Origin of the sequence: Fulvimarina pelagi HTCC2506, assembly GCF_000153705.1 — a bacterium.
Classification (GTDB): domain Bacteria; phylum Pseudomonadota; class Alphaproteobacteria; order Rhizobiales; family Rhizobiaceae; genus Fulvimarina; species Fulvimarina pelagi.
This window is the reverse complement of sequence record NZ_DS022272.1, coordinates 2576897-2595994: the sequence shown is the minus strand read 5'-3', so window position 1 is coordinate 2595994 and position 19098 is coordinate 2576897. Positions and strand designations below refer to the sequence as shown.

The window sequence follows — 19098 nt, the reverse complement described above, 5'->3', positions numbered from 1 at the left end:
AGCTCACGGGACTGGTAAAGCCGCCTTCTTCGCCTATCGGAACTGGCTTCCGTATTGGGAGCTCCAGAAGTCACGACGAGAAGGAGAAGAGCGACGCGCGATGACCGTTTCCGGGTCGTGAGCGCCTTCTCCGCTATTGTTGCTGACCGAACTGGTAGTTCCCGCTACGGACGATTTGGCGATGCCGGGCGTGATCGCGGACCGGCACCACTCGATAAGAGCAATTACTCGACGGCAAGGGCCTGATCGATCAGCTGCTGACCGTTCGGTACCTTCTCGGCGAAGTTCTTGTAGGAGGTCTCCTGGGCAATCGCGAGCCAGGCGTCGTAGTTTTCCTTGGACATCTCGACGACTTCGATGCCCGCTTCTTTGTAGGCTTCGACGAGCTGAGTATCGAGCTTCTCGGCTTCCTCAGCGAAATAGTCTTCCGCCTTCTGGCCAGCATCCATAAGCGCCTTCTGCTGCTCTTCATTGAGCTGGTCGAAGGACCGCTTCGACATCAGGATCGGCTCGTACATGAACCAGAGCGCATTCTCGCCCGGCTGGGTGAGGCAGGTCGCGACTTCATAGATGCGGTAGGAAACCAGCGAACCCGACGAGGTGTTGGCGCCGGTCAGAACGTTCTGCTGCATGCCGGTGTAGATTTCCGAAGACGGCATCGAGGAGATCGAAGCGCCGGCCCCGACGAGCATTTCCTCGAAAGCCGGTCCGGCGGCCCGCAAGACCTGGCCCTTGGCCGAGTCCGGCGAGGTGATGCAGGTCTGGTTGGAGACGAAGCCACCGGCGAGCCAGGCATCGGACAGAACCATCGCGCCGGCTTCGTCGATGATCGCCTTGATGGACTCCATGAACTCGGAATCGTTGAGGCGCTGCGCGCGATCGTGGCTGCCGACGAGGCCCGGCATCAGCGTTGCGGAGAATTCCGGATGACGACCCGAAGCATAGTCGAGCGGGAAGGCGGTCAAGTCCACCTGTCCGCGCGTGACCGCGCCCCACTGGTCGCGCGGCTTGAACAGCGAACCGCCGGGGAAAATCTGCATCCCAAGCCCGACATTCGCGGCCTCGACTTCGCGCTTGATGATCTGAACCATCTCGTCGCGCACATCGCCACCGCCACCGGGCCACTGGTGCGAGGCTCGGAGCGTGACGTCCTGGGCGAGCGCGGAGCCGGTAAGCGCAAAGGCGCAGACGGCCGAAAGCAGAGCAGTCTTCATGATGTATTCCTCCCGTTGTGATCTCACGCCTCCCAGCGCGTTCGACCAGAGAACATCAAATATTGCATGCGATGTCAAATTGATTGTATACGAAAAGTGGCGAGCGGGCATAGTCGAGCAGGGTACCCTCCGTGCGAAAGGTGGGCTACCCAACTCCGCAAGTCACGGAGGAACGGCCTTGTGAAGGTACCTGGGGCAAAAAATCGGACAGGCGATATTCGAGATAGTCTCGAGCAGGAGATTCTGACCGGAGAGCGTTTGCCGGGTCAACGGCTCGACGAACAGGCAATCGCTCGGCGCTTCGACGTCTCTCGGACACCGGTGCGAGAAGCCCTTCAGCAACTCGTCGCGACCGGCCTCGTGGAACTGCAGCCTTATCGCGGAGCCTTCGTGAAGGAGATTTCGCTCAGCGAACTCGTCCAGATGCTGGAAGTAATGGCCGAACTCGAAGGCATGGCAGGGCGTCTGGCGGCCAATCGCGCCGACGATACGTCGCTCGCACGGCTAAAAGCGAGCCTTTTAGCCTGTGAGGAAGCCGCGCGGTCCGGCAATCCGGACACCTATTACGCCGAAAACAGCGTTTTCCACGAAGCGATCTACGACGGTTGCGGGAATGATTTCCTTGCCGCTGAGGCCAAGCGTCTGCACCAACGCCTGAAGGCCTATCGCCGACTGCAACTGCGCGTACCCAAACGCATCGGTCAGTCGCTGGAAGAGCATCGCCGGATCGTCGATGCGATCGTCAATGGCAAGTCCCGGGTCGCCGAAACGGAACTGAAGAAGCATATCAGCGTCCAAGGCGAACGTTTCACCGAGTTCGTCAACACCATGAGCCGCTCCGACGCAGCCGAATGACCGCCGCCCAAACCGGAATGGGCGATTTGCATCACAAACACGAGGGACATCGTGACAGGAACGACTGAGAAGAAGGCAGCGCTGCTCGCCGAGAAGCTGATTGCTGCAAGGCGGAGCGGCGAGCGCCTCGCGCGTTCCGAGGCCGATATGTTGGGAGCCGATTTCGAAACCGCCGATGCCCATGCGGTCCAGTCTTTTGTCTTCGAAGCTTTCGGCCCGGCCGGCGCTTTCAAGACGGGGCGCAAAGTCGAAGCGGCTCCGGTTCTTGTCGCGCCGATCTATTCCGATGTCCTGCGACCAACGGGTTCCGGATTCACAGCCAGCGAGGTGAAGAGCTGCGGTATCGAGCTCGAAATTGCCTTCCGTCTCGATCGTCCACTGCCGGACTTAAATGCGGACGACTTTGCCGAGAGGGCCCGCGCCTGCGTGACCGCCCTGCCGGTGATCGAAATCGTCGACGGCCGAATCGAGGATTTCCCGACCCTGCCGGACGCCCTCAAACTTGCGGACAATCAGGTGAACGGCGGTCTCGTCTGGAGCGAACCCGAAACAGAAGATGCGCGTAGTTTCGTCGAGCCGGTGGTGAAACTGAGCTTCAACGGACAGGCGGTCGTTTCAGGTCCGCAGAAGGTTCCGGGCGGCGACGCCTTCCAGACATTCCTCGCCTTCACCCAGACGATCGGCAAGCATCTCGGGGGATTCAATCCGGGACAGATCGTAACAACCGGCACGCTCACGGGATTGATCTTCGTAGAGCCCGGAACGGTGGTCGAAGGCCATATCGAAGGGCTTGGCTCAGTTTCGACAACCTATCGCTGAGGCTCAGTCTGCGGCCATCGCCCGTGTCAGCGCGGTCAGTTTGTGCATGAGATGCTCACGCATGAGTTCGCCGAGCCGCTTGCCTTCACGCGCTTCGAGCGCCGCCTGAATGGCCTCGTGCTCTTCGGTCGCAGCCAGCCAGCGGTCGGTGGAGAGATTGGCCTGATAGCGCGCACGGAAGATGCGGCTCGCCAGGAGTTCGTGGTGGCGTGCGAGCGTCTGATTGCCAGCGGCTTCCAGAATTCCGCGGTGGATCTTCTGGTTGATCTCGAAATAAGCGGGTCGGTCCGCCGCCTCATAGGCCTGCCGAAGCTGCACCACCAGATCGCCCAACGCCGCTATCTTTCCCTTGCTCGCATTAACCGCCGCGATTTCTCCCGCAGCACCTTCCAGTGCGGCGATCACCGGGAAGAGTTCGCGAAGTTCGTCGGTGGTCTGGTGCGCGACGATCGCGCCCCGGTTCTGAACGAGTTCGACGAAGCCCTCATGGGCAAGGATTTTTACCGCTTCGCGCACCGGGGTACGGGATACACCAAAGCGTTCGGTCAGCGCCTTTTCCGGCACTTTCTCGCCGGGTTTCAGCTCGCCCTCCATGATCATTCGCCGCATGCGGTTGCTGATCTCTGCCGAAAGCGCCGGGCGCACGAGAGGCTTTTCAAAATCGAGAAGGCTCATCAGTTGGTCCTGCCATTGCTCATGAGTGGCCGCCGGTTCGTGTTCCGTCCTTGCCGATGGCGAAGGCTCGGGTCCGACGCCGTCGATATGAAAAAGTCCGTTCGCATTCAGTCGAGCGCCATGGCGAGAACCTCCGCCACATGGATGGCCTCGCGCTGAGCCCCATCGTGGATCTGGTGGCGGCAGGAGGTGCCGTCGGCGATGATCAATGCGCCGTCCGGCGCCTTGCGGACCGCTGGGAGAAGTGAAAGTTCGCCCATGGCAAGCGAAACGTCGATCGTCTCTGCATCATAGCCGAATGCCCCAGCCATGCCGCAGCAGGAGCTCTCGATCACGGTCAGGTCGAGATCCGGGATCAGCCGCAACGCGGTCTCGACGGCCGGCATCGCGCCGAAGGCCTTCTGGTGGCAGTGGCCGTGCAGAAAAGCCTTTTGGCCGAGGGCTTTCAGCGGTAGCGTGAGCCGCCCCGCGCTGGACTCGCGTGCCAGGAATTCCTCCAGAAGGAGTGCGCCGGCGGCAAGCTCGTCCGCTTCCTTCCCCGGCACCAGCGCAGGAAACTCGTCGCGCAGGGTGAGGAGGCATGATGGCTCCAGCCCGACGATCATGCGTCCGGCCCGCACATGGGGTATCAGCGCGGCAATCGTGCGCTCGGCCTCCTGTCTCGCCCGGTCGGCCATGCCGCTTGCGATATAGGTCCGGCCACAGCAGAGCGGCTGTTTGCCGGAGGAGGGACGTGCGGTCTCCACCGAGTATCCAGCCGCCGACAATACTTTTACCGCCGCCCGCAGCGTCTGCGGGTCGAAATAACGCCCGAACGTATCGGCGAAGAGAACGACACCCGGTTTGGACGAAGCGGCATCCGCCCTGTTCCGGGTCAGTCCCACCGCATCCGTATGCTCCAGACCCCGCGCACTCGGCGCATCCGCCGGCGATCCGGTTGCTGTATCCGCTCCCGCTCCCTCTGGATTAAGTGGGACACCGGCATTCGCATCGCCGGCGGGCAGCGCTGCACCGTTTGTTCTTGAAGGGGAGCGATCCACGGATCGCCGAGGCACGCTCAAGCCCCCCACATCCCCCTCTTGGTCCCGAAAGAAGTCGCGCCGGAACACCGGAAGCGTTCGTCGCGACGAGAAGCCGAGAAGCTTCTCCGAAAGCTTGGCGAGCGGAGAAATCTTATCGCGCAAGCTAAGGAGTCCACCCATTCTCGCCGCATATGGCGCCATGCGTGGCATGTCGGCGATCAGCCTGTCCTTGCGAGAAAAGCCCTCGCGCTTGCCGCGCTGATAGAGCACCTCGGCCTTCATCTTGGCCATGTCGACGCCCGTCGGGCATTCGCGCCGGCACGCCTTGCAGGAGACGCACAGCTTCAGCGTCTCGGCCATCTCGTCGGAGTGAATCGCATCCGGGCCCAACTGACCCGAGATTGCGAGCCGCAAGGTGTTGGCGCGCCCACGGGTCACGTCTCGCTCGTTGCGCGTCACGCGGTAGCTGGGACACATCACGGCACCGGCCGATTTACGGCAGGCTCCGTTGTTGTTGCACATTTCGACTGCACCCTGAAATCCGCCTGCAGAGCCAGTCCAGGCGGACCAGTCGAAGGCGGTCTGAAACTCCTTCACGGCATAGCCCGGCGGATAACGCATCAGGCTCCGGTCATCCATTTTCGGCGGGTTCACGATCTTGCCCGGGTTCAGCAGACCCGAGGGATCGAAGGCGGTCTTTACGTCCTCGAATGCCCCCGTGATCCGCGGTCCGAACATCGCCTCGTGAAATTCCGAGCGCACGATGCCGTCGCCATGTTCGCCAGAATGGGAGCCTTTGTATTCGCGCACCATGGCGAACGCCTCTTCGGCGATCGCGCGCATCGCCTTGACGTCCTTTTCAAGCTTGACGTTGAGCACCGGTCGGACGTGGAGGCAGCCCTCCGAAGCGTGGGCATACCAGGTGCCGCGCGTGCCATGCGCCTCGAAGATTGCGGTCAGCCGGTCGGTATAGTCCGCGAGATGTTCGAGCGGCACCGCGCAGTCCTCGACGAAGGAAACCGGTTTGCCCGCCTCCTTCATGGACATCATGATGTTCAGCCCGGCGGCGCGCAATTCCGCGATGGCGCTCTGAAGCTTGGCATCGCTGACCGTGACGACGCCGCCCTCGTGTTCACCGCCGCGGCCGAAGCCGTAGCCGAGATCGCTCATCACGTCTTCGAGCCTCGAAATGCTCGCGGCGTTCTCGTCTGGATCGTCGGCGAACTCGGTGAGGAGCAGGGCGGCTGGCCGTCCTTGGACGAAGGCATCCAGCGTCGACCGGAACATCGGGATGTCGCCAGCGAGTGCGAGCATAGTGGAGTCGACGAGTTCCACCGAGGTCGGCTTCAACGCAACAATGTGCTGGGCGGCCTCCATCGCTGCGCGGAAGGTCGGGAAATGGCAGACACCGAGACGCTTGTTCGCCTTCGGGAGCGGCGAGAGGTTGATCTCGATCGCCGTCGAGATGCCGAGCGTGCCCTCCGAGCCGACGAGCAGATGAGCGAGATTGACCGGGCCATCGCCCTGGACCAGCGCGTCGAGATTGTAGCCCCCCACACGCCGCTGAACCTTTGGAAAGCGCTGCGCGATCTCCTCCGCTTCGCGCCGACCGAGTGCTAGCATGGAAGCGATCAGGTCGCGGGGTGGCTCGCCGGACGCCTCCTGATCGAGCCGGGCGAACCGACCTCTCGTCCCATCGGCGAGGATCGCGTCGATAGCGATGACGTTGTCACGCATCGTGCCGTAGCGCAGGGAGCGGGAGCCGCAGGAATTGTTGCCCGCCATGCCGCCAATCGTCGCCCGCGAGGCGGTCGAGACATCGACGGGAAACCAGAGGCCGTGCGGCTTCAGCAATCGATTAAGGTCGTCGAGCACGATTCCCGGTTCGACGAGTGCTCGCTGGCCCTCGATATCAAGCTCGAGAATCTTGTTCATGTACTTCGAAGTGTCGACAATCAGCCCGGAATTGACCGTTTGCCCGCATTGCGAAGTACCGCCCCCACGCATCGTCAGCGCGATTCCGGCCTCCCGGACCGCATCGAGCGAAGCAGCAACGTCATCCGCTGTTCTCGCAAGGACGACGCCCGCCGGCATCATCTGGTAGATCGAGGCATCCGTCGCGTACCTGCCGCGTGAGAAACGGTCGAAGAAGACCTCTCCGGCAGTTTCATTGCGCAAGCGGCGTTCGAGGCCCGGACGAAGAGTTTCCATGGTTGAGTTCGGCCCTCCCTCGGCACTTTTTTCAATTGGCCGCTTGACTGAATAATGAATTCATAATCCAATCGGTCATGAAAGAACAGCACGCCGAAGAGCGTGCGTCGATACGCGTAACCGCTAGACGTCAAGCGGTGCGTATGTCTGGGAGGCGCTCTCGTGTCGTATCAAGCTGGCCGTCACTTCCTTCAGATTCCCGGCCCCACCAATGTACCGGATCGCGTCTTGCGCGCGATCGACATGCCGACCATCGATCATCGCGGGCCTACGTTTCAGGACTTAGGCAAGCGGGTGCTCGCCGGCATTCGCACAATCTTCAAGACGAAGAACCCGGTCCTCATCTACCCGGCCTCAGGAACGGGGGCGTGGGAAGCCGCTCTCGTCAATACGCTCTCGCCGGGCGATCTCTGCCTGATGTACGAGACCGGCCATTTCGCCACCCTGTGGAAGAAACTCGCCGAGCGACTCGGGCTTCGCACCGAGTTCATCGAGGGCGACTGGCGGCACGGGGCCGACGCCAAAGCGATCGGCGAGCGGCTGCAGGCCGATACGAATCATGAGATCAAAGCGGTCTGTGTCGTGCACAATGAGACGTCGACCGGCTGCGTCTCCCCGATCAAGGCCGTGCGCGAGGCGATCGGCGCGGCAGGCCATCCGGCGCTGCTTCTCGTCGACACGATTTCCTCGCTCGCTTCGATTGACTACAGGCACGACGAGTGGGGCGTCGATGTCACCGTCGGCGGCTCCCAAAAGGGGCTGATGCTGCCGCCGGGCCTGTCTTTCAATGCTGTCTCCGACAAGGCGCTCAAGGCGCAGGAGAGCGCGAAGCTGCCGCGCTCCTACTGGGCATGGGACGAGATGCTGGCAGCCAACGAGAACGGATTCTTCACCTATACGCCCGCGACGAACCTCCTCTACGGCTTGGATGCCGCTATCGAGATGCTGCACGCGGAAGGGCTCGAGAACGTCTTCGCCCGCCATCAGCGTCACGGCGCCGCTACTCGTGCTGCTGTCGAAGCCTGGGGTTTGGAAGTCCTTTGCGCCGAGCCCACCCACCATTCAGGTTCGCTGACGGCTGTCCTGATGCCGGATCGAAAGGGTGCGGACGCGCTGCGCAAAATCATTCTCGATCGCTTCGACATGTCGCTCGGGGCAGGGCTCTCGAAGGTCGCGGACCAGATCTTCCGGATCGGTCATCTCGGCGACTTCAACGATCTCACGCTCGTCGGCACGCTGGGGGGCGTGGAGATGGGTCTGAAGGCGGCCGGTGTCGCCCATAAGTCCGGGGGCGTGGACGCTGCGATGGCGGTTCTCGGGGATACCGAGACCGCCAGCTATCGCCAGGCCGCGGAATAGAACGGGACCAAGAAGAAGACCCAAAAAGGGCTGTCACGGCGGCGGAGGGGCTGCCTCAACCAATCGACCAATCCATCCTTGGGAGGAAACAGATGAAGCTCAAGTCCATCCTACTCGGAACCACCGTCGCGGCATTCTGCGCGGGCAGTGTGCAGGCGCAGGAAAGCCTCGATCTCGGCCATGTCGGCGATCCGGGTTCGCTCTATGAGGCGACGACCAATAATTTCGCAGAATGTGTGAACGAGACCGGCCTTGCCGAGATCAACGTCTACGGCTCGTCTCAGCTTGGCAACGACGAGGAAATGCTTCAGAAGCTGAAGCTTGGACAGATCGGCTTCTCGCTCCCGTCCTCGGTCATGAGCTCGGTGTCGCCGACATTCGGCGTCTTCGAAATGCCGTATATCATCCAGAACCGCGAGCACATGCGGAACGTGCGTGACAACATGCGCGATACTTTCGTAAGCGCGGCCGAAGAACGCGGCTATCGCATTCTCGGCTTCTGGGAGAACGGTTTCCGCAACATCACCAACAACGTGCGGCCCATTAACACTCCGGAAGATCTGAACGGCATCAAGCTCCGCACGCCGAAGGGCGAATGGCGTGTCAAGATGTTCCAGAGCTATGGCGCGAACCCGACACCGATGGCCTTCTCCGAGGTCTTCACTGCCCTTCAGACCGGCGTGATCGACGGACAAGAGAATCCGCTCGCGCAGATCTATTCAGGCCGCTTCCAGGAGGTGCAGGACTACCTCTCCATGACCGGACACGTCTATTCGCCGGCGTTTCTCGCGACTTCGACCCGCAATTGGGACAGTTGGGACGAGGAACTGAAGACTGCAGTTCAGGACTGCGCCACGAAGGCCAGTGACTTCGCCTACGAGACCTCGGCCCAGATGGACGAAGATCTGGTCGGCGAGATCGAAAAGGCCGGGACCAAGGTGAACGAGGCTGACAAGCAGGCCTTCATCGATGCTTCCAAGCCGATCTACGAGGAATTCGGTAGCCAGGTCGAAGGCGGCCAGAAGCTGATCGAAGATATTCAGGCGCTCGCATCGGGTTCCTGACCCAGTAAACGGAAGCCGGCGAGAAGCGGACTGCGCTCGCCGGCTTTCGCATGATCTTCGGGAACGAGTATTCGAAATCGAATTCCGCTCCCCTTCAATAGAACTATAACGGCGGGCGCTTTCTCTAGAGGAGGCGTGGGAGGGACGGGTGCGCCAAGCATCGAAAATTCTGGGCGAGTTCCTGACCTGGGTGGTCATCTCCCTGATGGTCGGTCTTACGATCATCGTCGTCGCCGCCGTCATCTGGCGTAAACTCGGTGCGTCCTTGTCTTGGTACGACGAGGTCGCCGGTATCATGCTCGCCTGGATCACATACTACGGTGCTTCTCTCGCAGCGCTGAAGCGAAGCCACATCGGCTTCGACGACGTGCTGCTCGCTTTGCCGCACAAAGGGCGCCGGGTGGCGATCGTCATAGCCGAGATTCTCGTCATCGGCTTTTTCGCGATTCTCGCTTGGTCGGGCTTTCAAGTGTTGATGATCCTGCAGGGTGAGAACCTCGTCAGCCTGCCTTGGGTGCCGATCGCTGTCACCCAGTCGATCATTCCGATCGGCGCGATCCTTTTCGTTATCGCCGAACTTCTCAGCCTTCCCGAATACTGGCGCGAGGTCATGGCTGGGCGATCAACCGAACACCAACCGCTGGCCCACGGCCAAACGCCCGAAAGAGGTGACCGGTCATGATCGTCCTCCTGATGTTCCTCGCCCTTGTCGCGATGGTCTGCATCAACGTGCCCATCGCGGTGGCGCTATGCCTGACAGCCGTCTTCGCCATCGTCATCGACGACGGAACGGGTGCCTTGGTGACAATCGCCCTCGACATGTACAACGGCGCGCGGTCTTTCTCGCTCATTGCGATCCCGATGTTCGTACTCGCTGGCGCGATCATGAACGCGACGGGCATCACCCGGCGCCTCATTGCCTTCGTCACGGCAGTGATCGGTTTCGTGCGCGGCGGTTTGGCCATGGTGAACGTCGCCGTCTCGCTGTTCTTCGCCGAGATTTCCGGCTCGGCGGTCGCCGATGTTGCCGCCATGGGCTCGATCATCATTCCCGAAATGAAGAAGCGCGGTTACGGTGCGCCGTTTTCTGCCGCGATCACCTCGTCCTCGGCTTCGCTGGCGATCATCATCCCACCTTCGATCCCGATGATCCTCTATGCGGTCGCCGCCGGTACGAGCATCGAGCAACTCTTTATTGCCGGCGTCATTCCGGGCCTCATCGGCGCAGCCGGCCTGATGAGCGTCGCCTACTACTATGCGGCGAAATACAACCTGCCGACGGAAGAGGCTTTCAACCTCAAGCAGTTGCGCAAGACCTTCTTCGAGGCTCTGCCGACCTTCTCGCTGCCTGTCATCATTCTCGGCGGCATCTTCGGGGGCTATGTCACCGCCACGGAAGGCGCCGGCGTTGCCGTCGTCGCGGCGATCCTCGTCGGGGCCTGGTATCGCGAGATCGACTGGAAGCAGCTGAGACTCGCCATGCTGGAGGGGGGTATCCAAACCGCCGTGGTCATGCTGCTCGTCGCCGCCTCGGTGTTGATGGGCTCTTATCTCACCCAGGCGCGCATCCCGCAGCAGCTTGCCGCCGGCATCCTCGACGTCACGACGAACCAGGCGTTGATCTTCCTGATACTCAACGTCTTCTTCCTGGTGATCGGCCTTTTCCTTCACTCGGCCGCCGCGATCATCCTCGTCGTGCCCATCATCGTGCCGCTGATAAACCAGGCTGGAATCGATCCGGTCCATTTCGGCCTCGTCGTGACGTTGAACCTTGCCATCGGCCAGCAGACGCCGCCTGTCGCGTCAGTGCTGATCACGGCCTGTTCCATCGCAAAAGCGAATATCTGGGAAGTATCGAAGGCGAACCTGCCCTTTATCGGGGTCCTGCTGTTCGTTCTTTTCCTATGCACATACGTGCCGTCGATCCCGATGTTCCTCGTTGAAACACTCTACAGGTAAGCCATGTCCGACAACGAACTCCTCTACGAGGTCCGCGACAGCGTCGGCTGGGTCACACTCAACCGCCCGCAGGCTCGGAATGCGCTGACCTTCGCCATGTATGAAGGTCTCGCGGAGATCTGTCGGAGCGTTCCGACAGACGGATCGGTCAAATGCCTCGTTGTGATGGGCGCCGGTGAAAAGGCTTTCGCTGCCGGCACGGACATGACGCAGTTCCGTGGCTTCTCTAGCGAACAGGACGCGCTCGACTACGAACACAAGATGGACGTCGTTCTCGGTTCGGTGGAGGCCTGTCCCCTGCCGATCATCGCGGCGATCTCTGGCGCCTGTACAGGGGGTGGTGCCGGGATCGCCGCCGCGTGCGATATCCGCATCGCGACGGCCGATCTCAAATTCGGCTTCCCGATCGCCCGCACGCTCGGAAACTGCCTGTCGATCGCCAATCTCTCGCGCCTTTCCGAGCTGATGGGCGCAGGACGCGTCAAGGACGTCATCTTCACGGCCCGACTCGTCGGCGCGGACGAAGCGAAATCCGCCGGCCTGATCTCCGAGATCATCGAGGATTACGCTGCGCTAGTGGCCCGCGCGGGTCAACTCGCCGAAACCTTGAAGAACCACGCGCCGATCACGCTCGGCACCACCAAGGAGGCGCTCCGCCGCCTGCGCACCGAAGGCGCTGCCGCCGATGACCGAGACCTCGTCCTCCAGGCCTATATGAGCGAGGACTTCAAGGAAGGCATGGAGGCCTTCCTCGGCAAGCGCAAACCCGAATGGAAGGGCAGATGATGGCCGAGAACTTCGGGCCGCTCGCCGGCATGAAGGTCGTCGAACTCGCGCATATCATGGCTGGTCCCGTCTGCGGCATGATGCTGGCGGACATGGGCGCCGACGTCCTTAAGGTGGAAAAGCCGACCGGCGACGACACGCGCCGCTTCCTGCCGCCTGACATTGAGGGCGAGTCCGCCGCCTTCATGATGATGAACCGCAACAAGCGCGGCGTCGTCCTCGATCTCAAGAGCGAGGACGGCAAGGCCGTACTCCGCCGCATGCTGGAAAAGGCCGACGTCGTCATCGAGAACTACCGCATGGGGACGATGGAAAAGCTCGGCCTCGGCTATGACGAGCTGAAGAAGATTAATCCGGGCCTCATCTACTGCGAGATCTCCGGCTTCGGCCGCACCGGGCCATACGCCGCGCGCGGCGGGTTCGATCTCATCGCGCAGGGGATGAGCGGCCTCATGTCCATCACGGGGGAGGGGCCGGGGCGTCCGCCGGTGAAATCCGGTGCCCCGGTCTCCGATATCACGGCCGGCATTCTCGCCGCGCTCGGCTGCGCGGCGGCCTATGCCCGCAAGCTGCAGACCGGCCAAGGCCAGAAGGTTGACACCTCGCTGTTCGAGGCCGGCATTACCCACACCTATTGGCAGTCGGCGATCGCCTTCGCCACCGGCACCTCGCCCGGTCCCCTCGGTTCGGCGCATCCGCTCAACGCGCCGTACCAGGCGTTCGAGACGCAGGATGGCTGGATCACGCTCGGTGCCGCAAACCAGAAGAACTGGGAGCGGATGCTCACGGTCATCGGCGCGGAGGACCTCTCCGCGGACGAGCGCTTCGCCACCAATTCCGGCCGCATGGGTAACCTGCCCGCGCTCGAGGAAATCCTGAACGGCTATTTCAAGACCGACACGTCCGAAGCTTGGCTGCAGCGGCTGGAAGATGCGGGGGTGCCGGCTGGCCCGGTCCTTGAAGTCGGCGAGATGCACAAGGACCCGCAGGCGCTCGCCCGCGACATGGTCGTGACCACGAACCATCCGAATGCTGGCGAGGTGAAGGCGATCGGACTGCCGATCAAATTCTCCGAGACGCCGGGTCGGGTGGTGCGCCCGGCTCCGCTTCTAGGCCAGCACAACCGCGAGATCCTTTCGGAGACCGGCTATTCGGACGACGAGATCGAAAAGCTGATCACCAGCGGAGCGGTGATCGAGCCGGCCGCATCCTGAGGATGACGATCGGCACATGACTCGGACCGATCGGTTCGACGATCTGGACGGCAAGAGCGCCGATGCCATAAAGGCAGGCCTTTCCGCGCGGGTGGCCGGTCACACTCGCGCGCTGCATGAGGAATATCTCGTTCTCTATGCCGGCGCGAACATCCTGACGCCGTCTACTAGGCTGCCATTTGATCCGACCCTGAGCCTGATGCCGGCCATGGGCCCGCCCGGCGACAAGGAGCAGCCGGGCAGCGATCTCGTCGCCTCGCTCGAAATATTCGCGGCGCGTCTCGCCCGAAAGGTCTTCGGCGCGGCATGGGCCGATTGCAGGCTGCCAAGCTGCACCATCGCCAATCTCGCGGTCTTTTCCGCCTTCGCATCGCCGGGCGCCATCCTTTTGGCTCCCGCCGCCAGCGATGGCGGGCATCTTAGTCAGCGGCGCGGTGGGACACCCTCGATGCAGGGTCTTGACGTCCGCGAACTGCCTTTCGACGCGCTGCATCAGCAGCTCGACAGCGAGGCAGCGGCAGAGCAAATCCGGCGTGAAAAGCCGGCGATGGTCATGCTCGGGCGCAGCGTCGTGCTCCGGCCGGACGATCTCGGTCCTGTCGTCGCGGCGTGTCGCGAAACCGGTTCGCTCTCGGTCTATGATGCGTCACATGTCGCGGGCCTGATTGCCGGCGGCGTCTTCCTGAACCCGCTGGAGGTTGGCGTCGACCTGATCACGACCTCTACCTACAAGACTCTTGCCGGACCGACAGGCGCCATCGTCATGGGCCGTGACCCGGAGCAGGGCGTTCGCTTCGCCGAGTTTCTCGACGCTAACCTTCTCGCCAACCAGAACGCAGCTCGGCTTCCCTCTCTCTGTGGCGTCCTTGCAGAGTTCGCCGAGAGCGGCGCCTATGCCGAGGCAACAATCCGGATAGCTAATCGTCTTAAGACATGTCTGTTCGAGGCCGGGCTCCCGGTGCTCCTTGGGGACCATCCTGCCGAAACGCATCAAATTGTCGTCCCGGTCGGTGATCTTGCGGAAACGAAAGCCGTCATGTCGGAACTCGAAGCTGCGAAGATCCTGGTCGGGCGATGCCCCGTACCGGGTCGCCCGGGCCAACACGGCCTGCGTTTTGGCATCCAGCTTGTCGCCCGGCTGATTCACAATGATCCAGCGGGGAAGATTGCCGTGCCGTTCGCGCCTGAGCATGAGCGGCAGAGCAGGACGGCGCAAAAGGTCCTTTGTAGCGTCGAGCGTTTTATAGCGAGCCTGGCTCCAAGTTCGTAGTGAGCCGCGGCGCAGCGCTCTGCCGCTCAGCGCCAATCGGCTCATCACCGTCTATCGGACATTCAGCGTCGGCCTGCCCAAGGTCTCCGGCAATTGAGAATCGAGAGATCGCGGTGTGACCCGAGTCACTGAGGCCGCGACCGGTCTCCGATAGCTTCTGGTCATCGGCGGACGAAATGGACCGCCCCAATCAAAAGGAAGCAAGCCATGTGCAGGAAGACCGTAGCCTCCGCCGTCGCCCTCGCCATCCTCTCGGTCGCGGGCCTTTCCACCTCCGCCACGGATGCAGAAGCTCTCAGCATCACCCAGGCTCCGCACTCCTACTCAGCGCTATACGTCGAAGGGGCCTCTTACGGCGGGAAGGTCCGCTCGGGGCCGGGTATGCAGTATTCGCAGATCGCCTCGACCTATAACGGCCAAGGGGTGGTTCTTATCGCAACCTCCGAGCCGATGGACGGTTACAACTGGTTTCAGATCCAGCTGTCGAACGGTCAAATCGGCTATCAGTGGGGCGGTCTCCTTTGTGGAAACGGCTATCAGGACGGCGTCCTCGCTGATTGCTGGGCCCAGTCTGCACAATCTAACCCCGCACAGAATGCTCCGGTCTACGATGAGACCGTCCACTACAACTGCACCGAGGGTGTGCCAATGACCGTCCGGTTCACCGAGGAAAACGGCCAGGGCGTCGCCTATATCAGCCACTACATTCACAACCAGCTGCGCCTGCCGCAGATCGTGTCCGGCTCGGGCACTCAATATCAGAGCGGTCCGTACTGGTTCGGCGGCAAAGGCGACGTGATGCGGTTCGTAGACGAATGGGGCCAGACCGACTGCTACGCGAACTGGTGAGAGCCCTTCCAAAATTTCACATGCTCGAAATTCCGAAACCTCCTCCCTCCTGAGAGAAGAACCCGGCGCTCCCTGAAAAGGGGTGCCGGGTTCGCCCATTCGAGCTCTTCAATCCCAGAGCCCGACATCGAGCGCCTTGTCGCGCCCCCGGATCGAGACCGTGCGCCAAGTCCGCGGCGGATTAATCTCGCTTGAGCTGCCCGCGTTGTCCCAGAGCGCCTTCGAAAGGGCGAGCGCCGCGCCGTTTTCCTTGGCAACCTCCATCAGCCGGCTCGCGGTGTTGACGCTGTCACCCGTCGCCGCGATGTGCTGTTCCTCGTCGTGTCCAAGCCGCGATAGGATCACCGGCCCGTAATGTCCGCCGAGCCTGACGCCCGAAAGTTTGTGCTCCCCGCTCGCCTCCGTCAGCCAGAGCTTCACGGCCTTCATGAGCGCGAAAGCGGCCGCCAGCGCGCGTTGCCCGTCGTCCGGGTGCTCGTCGGGCAGGCCGAAAACGATCATTGCGCCGTCGCCCATGAAGGAAAGCACGATCCCGTCGCGTGGCATCACCTCCTCGACGATTAGCGAGTGAAAGCGTTTCAGGACGTCCCGGGTACCTTTCGTGCCGAGACGCTCGCTCATCGTGGTAAAGCCGGCGAGATCGATAAAGAGGATCGCCGCCATCGTCTCGCGTGGCGCGCTGAGAAAGCCTGGGTCTTCAGCGATGCGGGCGGCCAGCGCACGAGGCTGCATGCGGCGGAGAGCGGCCTCGGCCTTTGCGACAGCCCGAGCGATTTTCGTGTCCCGCCGCCAGCGCCAGATCCCGGCTGCGGCGATCGGCGGTGCAGCCCCTGCGATCGGCAGGGCGGACGCGAGCCAGAACCCCTGTCCGACGGCAAAGACCGTGACCAGCATCCAGCCGATGAGAAGCAGGGTGCCGGCTGCCAGTGCGGATCCGAGCGGGAGAAACGCGAGGAGGACCACACCGATCGTGGCGAGAGCCAACGCGGCGACGGCATCGATCCGCCTGACGCTGCTGTCGCGTGTCAGGCCGGTACCCTCGATGAGGTTCGCCGCTCCCGTCGCCAGAACTTCGACGCCCGGCAGTCGGGCGTCGAAGGGCGTCGCGAAGGTATCGCCCATGGCCGTCGCTGTCACGCCGACGAGGACGAGCCGCCCTGCAAGCTGCGGGTCCGGCGCATCGGGTCTGCCGGCGAGAAATCTCTCCGCGCTGACAGTCGGAATGCCTCCACGCGGCCCGTAGAAGCGCAACGGAACGTGCCAGCCGAGATCGAGCCGCCGCTCTGTGTCCCCAATCTGCAGTCTCTCCCGCCCGAGCGGCGGCACTTCGCCTTCGTAGAGGGAGACCGCCTGAAGGACAAAGGAGGGCGTCGGCCCGCTCCGCGTCAGATGGACGAGCGGCACGTGACGTGGTGTCCCGCCCGAATCGCTCGAAACGTTGACGAGCCCGACCGGAACGGCCTGCGCGAACGTCCCCTGGGGCCAGAGAACCCGGTCCGGCCGGGGCACGAGGCTCGCCGCAGAGCCGTGATCGAAGAGCCCGGCCCCGGCAATTACCACATCTCCGCCTGACAGCGCCTCGAGGAGCGCGGCATCCTCCGCGGGCTCTCCCGCATCGGCAAAAAGGATATCGATGGCGATCGCCTTCGCGCCGGCCGCACGCAGGTTCTCGACGAGACGCGCCATTAGCCGCCGGTCGAGCGGGTAGCCGCCTTCCGCTTCGATGGTCTCGTCGTCGATCGCGACCACAGCCACCGTTTCGGGCGGCGGTAGCGGACCGGCGAGGAGAACGCGCCAGTCGAGTGTCGTCGTTTCGATCCGGTCGAGCGGGCCGCCCAACCCGTGAACGTGGCGCCAACCGAGCCAGCCGGGCCACGCGAGCGCAAAGACGAGTACCAGAAGAAAGGCGGGCGAGATCAGTCGGGCGCGCATCGCCTCAAGCTCTAACCATGACGGGAAGAACTTCGGGCGAGACAGTACTGGCTTTTAGCACCACGGTCCTTACTCAGCGACCGAAGCGGGCGAGGAGTTCGTCGACCCGCTGATCGGGCCAGGTGCGAGCCTCGAGCGCTTCGCCCGACGCTACATCGACCCCTTCGCCGGCTTCGAGCGATACCGCTTCGCTGCCATCACGACGTGTGACCTCGACGACGCCCTCGACGACGAAGACGCTCGTCATTGCCTCCGCGACATCGACCGTGAACACGGTTCCGCGCACGGTGGCGATGGCGTGAGGCGTCAGGATCTGGAAGTCGCCGCCTTGCGGCACGCCGTCGATCAGCACGGCTTGTGCGTCCAGCGTCAGTACGTCATCGCTCAGATCGCCGGTAAATGCGGCAGCCGCTTCAGCCTCGAAAGCGAGACCGTTGCTACAATCATAGATCGTACGTTCGGGGTTGTCCTCTAGTGTCTCCTCGCAATCGGGGAAGACTTGCGCCATCGCCGGCATCGGCACGGAGATGATGAGCAATGCGGCGAGTATCGCCCGAGCGAGTGTCGTTGAGGTCTTCGCCAAAGTCGTCATCGATCGCGTCTCCTGATGGGCGAAGCGCCGCCGAACGCAGGGCCCGCATAAGCTTTCCAACCGACTTCCCCGGACGACCATAGGCATTGTGCTGCCGTTGCGAAAGGCTGGAACGGGCCCGCTTTTCAGGGGGCAGATCGCGTCGGCGAAAACGGATGCCGCAAGCCTTTAATCGGGTATGTTCGGAACGACGAGTTCGCAAGCGAAAGGGCGTGCCATGACGGGGACAGCGAGCGAAGACCTCGGCGCCAGGGAAAAAAGCCTCTCGAAGACGCTTCTCTTCCAGGCGCTCGAGCCCGCGGCGCGGCGGGATCTGTCGACCTATGCCTTCACGCGCACCCACGGCGCCGGCGATCCGATCTTCGCGGCCGGAGACGAGGGACGTGCAATGATGGCGATCGTCACTGGACAGGTGCGGATTTCGCTGGTGACCCCCAATGCGCGCGAGGTGGTGCTCGCCGATCTTCACACTGACGAGGTCTTCGGCGAGATCGCGCTCCTCGACGGCGGGGAACGCTCGGCCGATGCTCGCGCGCTTACCAATGTCACCCTCTTGGTGCTGGAGCGCCGCGACGTGATGAAGGTGCTGAAGGCCTATCCGGAGAGTGCGCTCAAGCTGCTCGAACTCCTCTGCGCCCGGATCCGCCGCTCCGACGAGCGGATGGCCGAACTTGCTTTTCTCGACATCTCCACCCGGCTTGCCCGCGCGCTTCTGCGCATCCTCGACGGCCCGAACCGCACCGGCCGCAAGGGTATCCAGCGCCTCTCGCTCTCACAGACCGAGATGGCCCAGATGATCGGCAGCGGCCGCGAACCGGTGAACCGCTGTCTCAAGGGCTGGGAACGCCGCGGCGTCGTCGAACTGAAGGACGGCTGGCTGGTCGTTTCAGACCGCGGCGCGCTGGAGCTTCTGGCTGCGCAGGAGTGAGTTAATCGAGATCTATTGCCGGACCTGTCCGCCCTGTGACCGGGATCACTGAGGCCAGAATGTCGGATCGATAGGTTCATTCCTGTCGGCGGGAAATGCCCGCCCAAACCGGAAAGGAACCAGTCATGATCCGCAAGACCATCCTCACCCTCGCAACCCTCGCCATGACGGCCACAATCGCCATGCCGAGCGCTCAGGCCGGATACTACGGCAAGGGCTATGGCAAAGGCTACAGCCACTCCTACAGCTACAAGAAGTGCCACTGGGAGAAGAAGAAGATCTTCGTCGGCTACAACAGGTGGGGCAAGAAGCTCTACAGATGGAAACGCATCAAGGTCTGCTACTGAGC

General features: G+C 62.6%; 17 protein-coding genes. 12 read left to right on the top strand and 5 right to left on the bottom strand.

Annotated features, from left to right (window positions below; genetic code table 11):
• Positions 1 to 224: 224 nt before the first annotated feature.
• Positions 225 to 1214, bottom strand: a complete 990-nt coding sequence (dctP, locus tag FP2506_RS12190) for a TRAP transporter substrate-binding protein DctP (protein ID WP_007067804.1) — start codon at positions 1212 to 1214, stop codon at positions 225 to 227.
• A 180-nt stretch (positions 1215 to 1394) separates the two neighbouring features.
• On the opposite strand from dctP, the gene FP2506_RS12185 reads away from it, so the two are divergent.
• Positions 1395 to 2069 carry a GntR family transcriptional regulator gene (locus FP2506_RS12185; protein ID WP_244404183.1) on the top strand — a complete coding sequence of 225 codons (675 nt, stop codon included), beginning with the start codon at positions 1395 to 1397 and terminating at the stop codon, positions 2067 to 2069.
• A 51-nt stretch (positions 2070 to 2120) separates the two neighbouring features.
• The gene (locus FP2506_RS12180) at positions 2121 to 2888 is read left to right on the top strand and encodes a fumarylacetoacetate hydrolase family protein (protein WP_007067802.1); all 768 of its coding nucleotides are present in this window, start codon (positions 2121 to 2123) and stop codon (positions 2886 to 2888) included.
• A gap of 3 nt (positions 2889 to 2891) precedes the next feature.
• Here FP2506_RS12180 and FP2506_RS12175 read toward each other — a convergent pair whose 3' ends face one another.
• Both FP2506_RS12175 and FP2506_RS12170 read right to left on the bottom strand, forming a co-directional pair.
• Positions 2892 to 3563: a GntR family transcriptional regulator gene (locus FP2506_RS12175; RefSeq protein ID WP_007067801.1), complete on the bottom strand. Its 672-nt coding sequence runs from the start codon at positions 3561 to 3563 to the stop codon at positions 2892 to 2894.
• 107 nt (positions 3564 to 3670) lie between these two features.
• The gene (locus tag FP2506_RS12170) at positions 3671 to 6796 is read right to left on the bottom strand and encodes an FAD-binding and (Fe-S)-binding domain-containing protein (RefSeq protein WP_007067800.1); all 3126 of its coding nucleotides are present in this window, start codon (positions 6794 to 6796) and stop codon (positions 3671 to 3673) included.
• Positions 6797 to 6958: 162 nt separating this feature from the next.
• Here FP2506_RS12170 and FP2506_RS12165 point away from each other — a divergent pair, with 162 nt between their 5' ends.
• From FP2506_RS12165 to FP2506_RS12130, 8 genes are all read left to right on the top strand, one after another.
• The gene (locus FP2506_RS12165) at positions 6959 to 8155 is read left to right on the top strand and encodes a pyridoxal-phosphate-dependent aminotransferase family protein (protein WP_040489127.1); all 1197 of its coding nucleotides are present in this window, start codon (positions 6959 to 6961) and stop codon (positions 8153 to 8155) included.
• A 92-nt stretch (positions 8156 to 8247) separates the two neighbouring features.
• A complete protein-coding gene (locus FP2506_RS12160; RefSeq protein ID WP_007067798.1) occupies positions 8248 to 9219 on the top strand; it encodes a TRAP transporter substrate-binding protein in 972 nt (323 codons plus the stop codon).
• Positions 9220 to 9367: 148 nt separating this feature from the next.
• The gene (locus tag FP2506_RS12155; protein ID WP_007067797.1) at positions 9368 to 9901 is read left to right on the top strand and encodes a TRAP transporter small permease; all 534 of its coding nucleotides are present in this window, start codon (positions 9368 to 9370) and stop codon (positions 9899 to 9901) included.
• Positions 9898 to 11178: a TRAP transporter large permease gene (locus FP2506_RS12150; RefSeq protein ID WP_007067796.1), complete on the top strand. Its 1281-nt coding sequence runs from the start codon at positions 9898 to 9900 to the stop codon at positions 11176 to 11178. The genes FP2506_RS12155 and FP2506_RS12150 overlap by 4 nt, the downstream gene beginning before the upstream one ends.
• A gap of 3 nt (positions 11179 to 11181) precedes the next feature.
• Positions 11182 to 11964, top strand: coding sequence for an enoyl-CoA hydratase/isomerase family protein (locus FP2506_RS12145; RefSeq protein ID WP_007067795.1), 783 nt, complete (start codon positions 11182 to 11184; stop codon positions 11962 to 11964).
• Positions 11964 to 13178: a CaiB/BaiF CoA transferase family protein gene (locus FP2506_RS12140; RefSeq protein WP_040489839.1), complete on the top strand. Its 1215-nt coding sequence runs from the start codon at positions 11964 to 11966 to the stop codon at positions 13176 to 13178. The genes FP2506_RS12145 and FP2506_RS12140 overlap by 1 nt, the downstream gene beginning before the upstream one ends.
• A 16-nt stretch (positions 13179 to 13194) precedes the next feature.
• Positions 13195 to 14448: a serine hydroxymethyltransferase gene (locus FP2506_RS12135; protein ID WP_007067793.1), complete on the top strand. Its 1254-nt coding sequence runs from the start codon at positions 13195 to 13197 to the stop codon at positions 14446 to 14448.
• Positions 14449 to 14655: 207 nt separating this feature from the next.
• The gene (locus FP2506_RS12130) at positions 14656 to 15297 is read left to right on the top strand and encodes an MliC family protein (protein ID WP_007067792.1); all 642 of its coding nucleotides are present in this window, start codon (positions 14656 to 14658) and stop codon (positions 15295 to 15297) included.
• A gap of 108 nt (positions 15298 to 15405) precedes the next feature.
• Here FP2506_RS12130 and FP2506_RS12125 read toward each other — a convergent pair whose 3' ends face one another.
• Positions 15406 to 17229, bottom strand: a complete 1824-nt coding sequence (locus FP2506_RS12125; protein ID WP_007067791.1) for a CHASE2 domain-containing protein — start codon at positions 17227 to 17229, stop codon at positions 15406 to 15408.
• A gap of 73 nt (positions 17230 to 17302) precedes the next feature.
• Positions 17303 to 17821, bottom strand: a complete 519-nt coding sequence (locus FP2506_RS12120) for a FecR domain-containing protein (RefSeq protein WP_040489126.1) — start codon at positions 17819 to 17821, stop codon at positions 17303 to 17305.
• A gap of 217 nt (positions 17822 to 18038) precedes the next feature.
• On the opposite strand from FP2506_RS12120, the gene FP2506_RS12115 reads away from it, so the two are divergent.
• Both FP2506_RS12115 and FP2506_RS12110 read left to right on the top strand, forming a co-directional pair.
• Positions 18039 to 18749, top strand: a complete 711-nt coding sequence (locus tag FP2506_RS12115) for a Crp/Fnr family transcriptional regulator (protein WP_040489837.1) — start codon at positions 18039 to 18041, stop codon at positions 18747 to 18749.
• 125 nt (positions 18750 to 18874) lie between these two features.
• The gene (locus FP2506_RS12110) at positions 18875 to 19096 is read left to right on the top strand and encodes a hypothetical protein (protein ID WP_040489125.1); all 222 of its coding nucleotides are present in this window, start codon (positions 18875 to 18877) and stop codon (positions 19094 to 19096) included.
• The last annotated feature ends 2 nt before the right edge of the window (positions 19097 to 19098 follow it).